The following is a 10,289-nucleotide window of genomic DNA, read 5'->3' on the forward strand; positions in this document are numbered from 1 at the left end:
TGAGGCGCTGCTATGGTGTTGTTTTATTGAACGGGCTTTAAATCTAATACATGAAGCAGGCGCTCAGGAATACCTGCCCAGATATTGGGACGACCTTTTGGATTATCTTCATTCCACCAGCCAGTAAAGCGCATGGTATTGTATTGATACATGTAAGCACCAGATAAAACGGGAATCGTTACCTGATCTGTAGCAATGATCTTTTGTATACCGTGGGCGATATCCAGTTGCTCTTTTCTATTCGCCGTTTTATAAAAGCTATTGAGCAGGTTATCTAGTTTGTTATTTTGGTAAAAGTGCATGGCAAAACGGGGCATGCCTTCACCGGATTGAAGTGCTGAGTTATAAGCACTATTCCAATAGGTATAAGGGTCAGCACCATGAAAATAATTGGTGTAGGCAACATCGTATTTTGCCTCGAGCATAGCTTGATTATAAACAGAGAAATCTGGCGTACGTGCTTTAGCTTTTATGCCAACCTCCGCGAGCTGCTCAACGGCTAATTGAACTGTGTTATTAAAGTCAGTCCAACCGTTAGGGGATTGAATCAATAGTTCGAATGCTAGGCCCGAAGGTGTCTCAACAAAGCCATCTTGATTGATATCTTTAAATCCAGCTTGAGCCAATAAGTCTTTTGAGCCTTTAACATTATAGGTGTTATAGGCTTTGTACTTATTATGGATGCTTTCGTCTGACCAAGACTCAAAGGCATAACCTAGACCAGAAGCAAAATCATTTATTGTACCGCCGCCATAGAAAGCAATATCTATAATGGTCTGCCTGTCGAGGGCCATAGAAAATGCACGTCTAAAATCGACATTGGTTAGTGCCTCACGTTTGGCGGGATCAGGGTTTTTGAAGTTTATAACGAAAGCTTGAGTGCCTGACGGCGGATACCAGTAGTGGTGATTGGGGTTGGAAGCCGCATAGGTACGATCGATATCTGGAATAAATGAGGATGTCCAGTCGAGTTCACCATTGACGACTTTACCCAAGAACTGATCATTGTTTGCAATCTGTGGAACCCTCAAGCAATCAACCTCGAGGTTTTTAGAGTCCCAATAATTAGGGTTGCGACATTGAATATAGAGCTGGGATGTGAAAGTGTCGATTTCTGTAAAAGGGCCGGAACCGACAGGGTTTTTGTTTGAAAAGGTGGAAGGGTCTTTAACATTTTTCCAGATGTGTTCTGGCACAATTGGAACTTTGACTATCTCATAAGGTGCATTAGAGTTAGCTTCTGTAAGCTCAAATCTAACTCGGTAGTCGTTGATTCTTTTTACACTGGAAACCCATGAATTGATACCACTTTGGTCAAGCTCTGGGTTGTTTTTCACTAGATTAAAGGAGTAAACCACATCGTTTGCGTTAAAGGGTTGGCCATCAGACCAATTTACATCTTGGCGCAAGTAAAATGTGACATTGGTAAGATCTTTTGATAGCGAGTAGCTGCTCGCTAAGCGAAAAACAGGCTTATTCTCTTGCATTTCATTGAATACAACCAAGGGCTCATAGATGAAATCCCATGTAGTATGTAGATGAGTAGCACCTAAATAGGGGTTAAAGTTACGCACGAATGTGGAAAATTCTTTGGGATGAATGGTTAGCTCGCTGCGCTCAGTTGCCATAGCTGCGGGACTGAGCCCCGCAGCTATGATAACTGTGGCTAGCACTGTTTTCGTTATATTGGCAAGCATAGCTGTTCCTTACTTTTTGCTTTCATGTCACATAGAGAGCCACGTGTTTTCAACGATAAGCATTTCCCAGCAACTACCTCAATATTACTGACTTTAAAATGTCATTTGACTAATAAGAGTGGCCTGTAGACACTAGGTCAATTAAGCAAACACTCTATTGTTTCATTAGGCAATTCTATTTCTCGTTAAAAGCGTTAAAAGTCTTGTGATTACCGTTAATGACGTTAAATGCTAAGTATTACGATATGTATCCCTAGCCTTACAATGGGCTTTGCAGCTTCAATTTCGCACGTTAAAATAAGTTTATGTGAGTGTTTACTTACTTTTATTCCCAGAAAAATCTTTAGTTTTAAAATGTGAGTTTCTTTATGAGATCATTGTCACTAGTGTAATTATTGGCAGTAGTATTGACCTGAATAAATTCTGCCGTCTTGTTGTGATTACGTTCTCAAACTGATGACTTTATACCAATTTAGCCAATTAATATTGCAAGTTAAGCCGGATTATAGATTCATATATTCGCTAATTCTTAAAGCATTGTGGTGCTGCTCTTATTGTTCCGGAACACTGAGTAGCTATCAATATCTAGTTTGTTAGCAAGTGCTGAAGCTTATCATGCAAATTTTCAATGTGGCTTCGCTCTGGAGTCATTTCTTTGCAGTGCTCTAGAATGAACTCCAATGAACTCAGTACAGTCCTCCAGCGAGGGGTTTTAGGTAATGTTTCTACTCTCAAATATTTATCTAGGGTTCGGGTTTGCAATGTACTGCGATCTAAATAGACTCGCCATAAACCACTTTGTTCAGCAAAATCAAACTTACTTAGACCAGTCACATTTTCCCAGTACGCAAGGCCGCTGGTCATCGAATCAACCAGTATTTCACGCATGATTTCCTGCTTTGATTTGTCACTATGAACGCCTCTTTCGACAAGATCGCTAAATTCATCTCCAAGCTCTTTGAGCTCGAGAAGTTTCGCTTTATCACCTTCAAAGGCGTAACTAGAAAGAGCTTCTACCGCCGTTTCTAAATGATTTAAGCGCGTGGTGTTAATTCCTCCTCCAATGTCAAAAATATACATTGATTTGAGTCCAGAGTTGGTCGGGAGGCTTACAATATCTGCAGAGAGAGATTGGCGGACTTCATTAACGTAGACATCGATAGGGCCACAGTAATGAGGTTTTTGGATTTCTAGGAATTTACGAGAAATTAGCTCATCTGCTCTCGAGCGTTTAAGCTGTTCTGAAGTGCGCTTAAAGAGTAAGGAAGCCGCTTCATTGGTAAAACGTATTCTATTGTCATCTCTGACACATATGATAGCTTCTGGCGCAGATTCTAGTTGTTCTAATAAGCGTCCTTGCGTTTCAAGTAAGCTGGCTTCGACCCTAGCTCTTTGTTGTATTTCACCTTTGAGCTGTTGATTCTCAACTTTACGCAGCTCGGCTTTACTTGCTGTCAGATGCGCTTTGATTCTAGCAGCAAGCTCTTGTTTATTAAATGGCTTTGATAAGTAATCATTGGCACCAGCGTCAAATCCTCTAACCCTGTCCTCAGGCTGATTTAAAGCGGTTAACATAATAATGGGTAGCTGGGCATGATCGAATTGTGTGCGTATGGTTTGACAAACCTGATAACCACTGACACCTGGCATCATAATATCTAATAGCACGAGAGCGGGCTTTTCGTTATTAAGCGCTTTTATTGCTTCCTCTCCATTTTGAGCTGTTCTTATTCGGTATCCTTCTACGCGCAGGAAGCTGTCAAGAATTCGTAAGTTTACAGGCTCATCGTCTACGACCAGAAGCATAGGCGCTGATTCATCTTCACTAGTTGACGAGCTTTCAAAAGGCTCTATATCAATAACTTCTGGAGCTTTGAAATGTAAACCATCAGTATTATAAGTTTGCTCTATTTGAGTTTCAGATGCTATCGGAAGCGTAAAGCTGAAGGTGGTTCCTACCATAGGTTGGCTACTGACGTACAAGTGCCCCTTCATTAAATCGATCAATTGACGGCAAATTGAGAGGCCAAGACCAGCACCTTGCTGATAATGCCCATTGTCACTGTTTGCCTGAGTTAGAGGCTCAAATATATGTTCTAACTGACCCGTAGGTATACCTTGTCCCGTATCGACAACCTGAACACGAATATTATCGTCTATTTGACATGCTGATATAACAATCTTACCTTCATTTGTATACTTGATGGCGTTACCAATTAGGTTGTACAGAACCTGCTCCAGACGTTGTGGGTCCGCGCATACCCATAAAGGTTCCTCTGGTACTTGGTTAATCACTCGAATGGGTTTGTTACCAATTAGGTGGGAAGAGAGTTCCATGACTAGGCGCGCTGCCCCCGATATATTGACGGCTCTCGCCTCAATATCCAGCTTTCCATAGCGCATTTTGTGATAATCAAGTAAGTCGTCAACCAAATTTGCTAGGCGCTGGCCACTATTGATAATAATATTCAGTTGATACCTATGATCGGCCGTCATAGGACCATTGGCTCCAGATATCAGCGCTTCTGCTATCCCTACCATGCCATGAAGCGGGGTTCTGAGCTCATGAGATGTGGTTGCGAGAAACTCATCTTTAAGCCGATTGGTAAGTTGTAGATCTTCGTTTTGTTTTTGGATCACTTGAAGGTTTTTCTCAAGCTCCATATTTTGCTTTTCAATTAATTGTATTTTGTCACGTATTGAGCGCTGCATACGCTCGAAACTAAGTGCGAGCCTGCCAATCTCATCCTTACGCTGGGTATTGACTATATCTGTATCGAGGTTTCCCGCGGATACTTTTTCTGCTGCCCAAGTTAGCCTTAATAAGGGGGCTGTAATAAATTGAGAAAGGTAATGAGAGGCAAGAATCACCAGTGCAATGGCAATCAGCATGGCAAAAATAAAGATGGTTTCGAGCTGGTGCACGCGAGCAAAGGCTACCTTCTCGGGCACTTCAACAATAATCGCCCAATTAATGCCGTTAAAGGAAATCTGACTATAGGCGGCAATAATACCGTCACCTAACTTATTTATATAGGTGCCAACCGCCGTATCGCCACTAAGAGCTTTGCCAACCACTTGATAGCTATTATCAATGTCTTCTTGTTGTACCTTCAATGTTCTAGAGAGATGGTCTTGACCAACAAGTAAAGTTTTCATCTCAGCGGTGTCTTTATGATCAGAGATAAGCTTGGTTATTCCATTATTAGGCAAGCGGAACATAGCATAGCTATGGAGGTAGCCCTGCTGAATGATTGGAGCGCCTAGCCAAGCGACTTGCTTTTTGCCATCTACCCTGAAATCCGAGATGATGATTGGCGTATATTCTTCATTGGTTTTACGCTCTTTTGTTACTTCATCTGTAAGCTTTTTAAATGTATTACCAAGATGGGTGTTTTTGTAGCGCCCTGTTAGTAGGTTTGTACCAAAATTGTCGTATTTTAGGGTAGAATAAGTCACGTTACCTTCCAAATCGACTAACAGAATATCATCAAAATCAGAGCGTCTTAAAAGTTCAACATAGGCTCTATGATAACGCTTATGAAGCAAACGGTATCTCTCAGTACCGTTATATAAATTAGATTGAGGAAGAATAGAGGTTTTTACTTGATCTCCTGAGCCCTTGATATAGCGTTGCTGTGCGTACTCCCGAGCTTGCTCTATGTCCAAACCTAAGCTCCGAAAGGCATTTACTAAGCCATAAAAACGTCCACCACTGGCGTAAGCCAACTCTGAGCGGACAAAACCCATTACTTCAGATTGTTTGGCCATCATGTAATCTAAAAGCTGCTGCTTTTTATTATCACGCACCGAAACTAAATGTGATGTACTTTGCTTTTCAAGATCTTGACTGTGAGAGTGCAGGAAAAACAATGCGACAGCGGTAAGAGGGGTAATGCTCAGTATCATAAAGGCGAGCATGAGAGTGTGTTTTAGTCGCTTAAATCTCTGTTTTCTATATAACTTAAACATAAGCTTGGCTTAACTTTCCCTAGTGTAGGCTGGCATTAGAATGCTCAATCAAAAAAACGTAAACCACTTAGAATGACAAAATTAACGAGTTTTTTTACTTTGACAAGTAAGTTAGATGCAAAGCGTGGAATCAACCTGAATTTTTTGCCGTAAGGTGGGTTTTAGCTCAATAGTTGATTGGTATTGAGCTTAATTAATTATTTTTTTGCGTGATAAATTGCAAATTTGTTGGTCTTGTTTATCGTCTCACAATGACCAAAGGCATTATTAATAATCGGAGGGTATTTGAGAAAACTATTCGCCACGATAAACAACTGACCTTCTTCTGCTTGGTATCTTGGCGCATGGGCAAGAAGAGACTCTGTCGCATCATAACTCGTTTCTAATCCAGAGTGAAAAGGTGGATTACTGATGATAAATTGATAATCCTGACTGGTGTTAGAGTAAACATCAGAAGCAAACACTTTTCCACTTAAGTCATTGGCTGCTAACGTTGCTATGCTTGACTCTACTGCTAGTGCATTGATATCACACATTTCTAACTCTATGTCAGGATTTATACTTTTCATGACACAGCCAATAACGCCTGCTCCGCAGCCAAAATCAAGAACCTTACCATTGAGGGCAGGCAGACTGTCTAATAGCAACTGACTCCCTACATCAAATTGACCGTGACTAAATACACCGGGCAAACTTCTTATAACAAGCTGCTGACTTTTGTAGTTAACCGTATATTCTTTAAACCAATCATTGATGGAAAAGCATGCTGGTGGCTGGGTACACTTTCCCCAATAGAAAGAACAACGTCTCGCTGAGTCATATTTGCCAATGGAACCAAAAGGTTTGAACATCTTTTCTACACTTTTTATGCCAGAGCGATTTTCTCCTACGATGACAACTTCAGTATCAACGCCTAGTTTGCAAAGTAGCATGGTCAATAAAAACTCAGCCTCTGCTTTGGCTTTTGGCCAGTAAAGCAAAATCATATCGGCTTTGGTCTCTTTATCGAACTCTGAGCCAAATACAGTAGATAGCTGCTCACATGGTTCAAGCTGGCGGTAATAACTGTAGTTAGTGGTAAAAACAGTCACAGACTCACAGTGTTTCGTAAGCTCTATCGGAAACAGATCTTCTAGCTCGCCAGCAACAATAAGGTTTTTACCTGCGAAATAGTCGAGTTGTCTCTGTGCAATTTGGCTCGGGGCAATGTAGGCAGACATAATAGGCTCTGGAAAAAAAAGATGGGGGATTTTCTCACAATCCCCTGAATTCTTGAAGCCTGCTTTTCTATGAGATCTTAGTTTTGATCTTGTTCATCGAGGAAGTGTTTGAATTCTTCCTCATAAATATTAAACAGCACCATTGTGATAGCGAAGATTAGTGGTCCGTATATGAGCCCTATTAATCCAAACAAATGGAGTCCTCCGAGCAGGGAGAAGAAAATCATTAATGTGTTCATTCCCGCACTGCCTTGCATCAAAAATGGTCTGAGTAAGTTATCGATCGAACCAACCACAGCGATGCTCCATATTGTAAGAAATATTCCCCATGTTGTATCACCGGTTAAAAATAGGTAAATCGCTGCAGGTATCCAAATTAATGCGGTACCTACCACAGGGATAAATGAAGCGAATCCCATCATGGTTCCCCAGAAAAGACCTTGAAAGCCTGCTAGCCACATACCTATGCCTCCGGCAAAGCCTTGTGCGATCGCGGTTAGAAAAGATCCCATCACGGCTGATTTTGATACTTTTTCTACTTCTTCAAGCAGTTTGTCTTCTTGGCTTCGAGATAGTGGTAGGATATGACGTATCGCTGCAATAATCGTATCGTGGTCGCGAAGCAAGAAAAATAACACAAATAGCATCAAAAAGAAGTTGAGGAGAAAACTGGTGGCATCTCCAAGGATCTTGGCGCTAATTCCTACTAAATTGGTGCCAAATGATGTCGCAAACTGAGCGATTTTTTGACCAACTTCTTGTGGTTTAATTTCGTCAAACGGGAGGTAAGTATTAACTATAGATAAAGCTTTTACTATCCATGGATGCTCAAATAAGGCCTGAATACCGCCTTGTGTGACCCACTGATACACATTCTGTGAAAAAGTAGAGCCTTGTTGAACAATGGCTGCAAAAACAAATAGAAGTGGTAAGACAATGATAACAGAGAGTAGCATGCAAGAAAGTAATGACGCCAGATTTCTATGACTGCCCAGGCGTGTTTCGATTTTGTCATGTATTGGAAACATCAAAAGCGATATGATGAAGGCCATGACAATAGAGTTTATATAAGGCTCAACCAACAAGAAACAGGCAAAGCCTGCCGCGAGAAGAGCAACAACGATCACCCAATGGCTGGATGTAATTTTAAATTTTCCTGACACGTTTGCGATCCAATTATTCAGTTAGATGTAGGTATAATGGCCATAATCTGCTGAGTCTTCAACGTAAAACCAAAGTGTTATGTCTAGAGGGAAATTTAATGGGATGTTGTAATGAGGAAAAATCTTGCTGTACTGGCACTCAAGCCAAGCGAAAAATACCTTGGTTTTGGTTAATGGTGATTTTACTGAGTGTACTGGCTATTTTGTATTGGAGTTAATACCAACTAGGAATCACCTAAAAATCTAGTGATTCCTAGTTGTTGGAAACGTATTAGGCTTCTTTTGCTAAAAGAGCAAAACAGCGGTCGGCAGCTTCGAGCGTTGCTTCAATTTCTTTGCTTCCATGAGCCAGTGATGTAAAGCTGGCTTCAAACGCTGAAGGAGCTAGGTAAACACCGTGCTCAAGCATTAAATGGAAGAAGCGCTTAAATCGTTCGATATCACATTTAGCCACGTCTTCATAGCGAGTTATTTGTGCTTGCTCTGTGAAGAAAAAGCCAAACATGCCGCCTACTTGATTGACTACGAGTGGAATTCCATGTTGTTCTGCGAGTGATTTAAAGCCCTTGGCGAGCTGTTGTGTCTTAGTGGCTAAAGCTTGCTCGTTACCCTCTTCTTTGAGTAGGTTTAGGCATGCATACCCGGCGGCCATTGCAATTGGATTTCCTGATAGAGTGCCAGCCTGATAAACAGGGCCTGTTGGTGCGATATGCTGCATTATTTCTTTTTTACCACCAAATGCACCGACAGGCATTCCACCACCGATGACTTTTCCTAAGGTTGTTATATCAGGGGTTATTTTGTAGTAACCCTGAGCTCCGCCCAACGCCACTCGAAAGCCTGTCATAACCTCATCAAAGATAAGTAGGGTGCCTTCTTGATCACAGATTTCGCGCAGTCCTTCATGGAAACCCTCTACAGGAGGAATACAGTTCATATTCCCCGCAACTGGCTCAACAATAATACAAGCTATGTCGCCTTTGTTTGCGGCGAAAAGCTCACGTACTGAATCTAAATCGTTGAAGGTAGCAGTTAAGGTGTGCTTAGCGAAATCCGCTGGGACGCCTGGTGAGCTTGGCTGACCTAGCGTAAGTGCGCCCGATCCAGCTTTTACAAGTAAGCTATCAGCATGGCCATGGTAACAGCCTTCAAACTTAACAATTTTATCTCGTCCTGTGTAACCGCGGGCCAGGCGAATGGCACTCATTGTTGCTTCGGTGCCTGAGCTTACCATACGAACTTGTTCCATAGATGGCACTAACTCGGAAACCAGCTCTGCCATTTTAATTTCCATTTCTGTTGGAGCACCAAAACTTAGGCCTCTCTGTGCGGCCTCAATCACGGCTTCACGCACGACTGCATGATTATGCCCAAGGATCATGGGGCCCCAAGATCCAACGTAATCGATATACGCTTTTCCATCAGCATCAAAAATTAACGGACCGTCCGCACGCTCTACAAAAATAGGTGCTCCACCTACACCATTAAAAGCACGCACAGGAGAATTAACTCCTCCAGGGATCGTTTGTTGGGCTTTTTCGTAAAGCTCTGCTGATTTGGTCATGGATATACCCTCATTTTGATTACTTCGGACCAATTTAGGCGCACATTGTACATGGTCATCTTTATACATGAAACATTTTGCAGTCCGGTATGTGTTTTTTTCGTCACTAAAGCAGTGATTTAACGAAAAAAATAAGCTTAGATGGTGAATACTTGAACGGAGCACTCAGGTATTAGATAATAAGAAGAACTAAAATAATGATGTATTCGATAGTAACTATGTTTATTGGATCGAAATGTGAGAGAGGTCATCGTGAGTGAAGTCAATATTCCACTAACCTTTTCAGATGCTGCCGCCAACAGAGTGGGAGTGTTAATTGCTGAAGAAGAAAACCCAAATCTCAAGCTACGTGTTTATATCACAGGTGGCGGTTGTAGTGGCTTTCAATACGGTTTTACATTTGATGAGAATGTGAATGACGGTGATACAACGATAATTAATAGTGGTGTTACTTTAGTCGTTGACCCCATGAGTTTACAGTACCTTGTGGGGGGGGAAGTTGATTATACCGAAGGACTAGAAGGCTCACGCTTTTTCGTGAGTAACCCAAATGCAACAACAACTTGTGGTTGCGGCGCGTCGTTTAGCGTGTAAAGACTGATTTAAACAAGCCGCGTACCACCGCGGCTTTTGCCTCTTAGAATTATTTCCTTAACTGTTCACTTCTTACGTT

The 10,289-nt window shown here is 41.7% G+C and carries 6 protein-coding genes; 1 reads left to right on the plus strand and 5 read right to left on the minus strand.

The features are described 5' to 3' along the window. Positions 1-23 precede the first annotated feature (23 nt). From DPF90_RS04145 to hemL, 5 genes are all read right to left on the minus strand, one after another. The gene (locus DPF90_RS04145) at positions 24-1,697 is read right to left on the minus strand and encodes an ABC transporter substrate-binding protein (protein ID WP_114784981.1); all 1,674 of its coding nucleotides are present in this window, start codon (positions 1,695-1,697) and stop codon (positions 24-26) included. Positions 1,698-2,282: 585 nt separating this feature from the next. After that, complete coding sequence (locus tag DPF90_RS04150) at positions 2,283-5,669, minus strand: hybrid sensor histidine kinase/response regulator (protein ID WP_114784983.1); 3,387 nt, start codon at positions 5,667-5,669, stop codon at positions 2,283-2,285. A gap of 197 nt (positions 5,670-5,866) precedes the next feature. Next, complete coding sequence (gene rsmC, locus DPF90_RS04155) at positions 5,867-6,889, minus strand: 16S rRNA (guanine(1207)-N(2))-methyltransferase RsmC (RefSeq protein ID WP_114784985.1); 1,023 nt, start codon at positions 6,887-6,889, stop codon at positions 5,867-5,869. A gap of 77 nt (positions 6,890-6,966) precedes the next feature. Further along, entirely contained in the window at positions 6,967-8,052 is a 1,086-nt protein-coding gene (locus DPF90_RS04160; protein WP_114784987.1) for an AI-2E family transporter, read from the minus strand. A gap of 271 nt (positions 8,053-8,323) precedes the next feature. Next, positions 8,324-9,616 (minus strand): glutamate-1-semialdehyde 2,1-aminomutase, encoded by a 1,293-nt coding sequence (gene hemL / locus DPF90_RS04165; RefSeq protein ID WP_114784989.1) that lies wholly within the window; start codon positions 9,614-9,616, stop codon positions 8,324-8,326. A 252-nt stretch (positions 9,617-9,868) separates the two neighbouring features. Between hemL and erpA the strand changes: the two genes are divergently transcribed. Next, positions 9,869-10,210, plus strand: coding sequence for an iron-sulfur cluster insertion protein ErpA (gene erpA, locus DPF90_RS04170; protein WP_114785255.1), 342 nt, complete (start codon positions 9,869-9,871; stop codon positions 10,208-10,210). Positions 10,211-10,289 lie beyond the last annotated feature (79 nt).

The organism is Vibrio tetraodonis (assembly GCF_003350295.1).
Taxonomy (GTDB): Bacteria; Pseudomonadota; Gammaproteobacteria; order Enterobacterales; family Vibrionaceae; genus Vibrio; species Vibrio tetraodonis.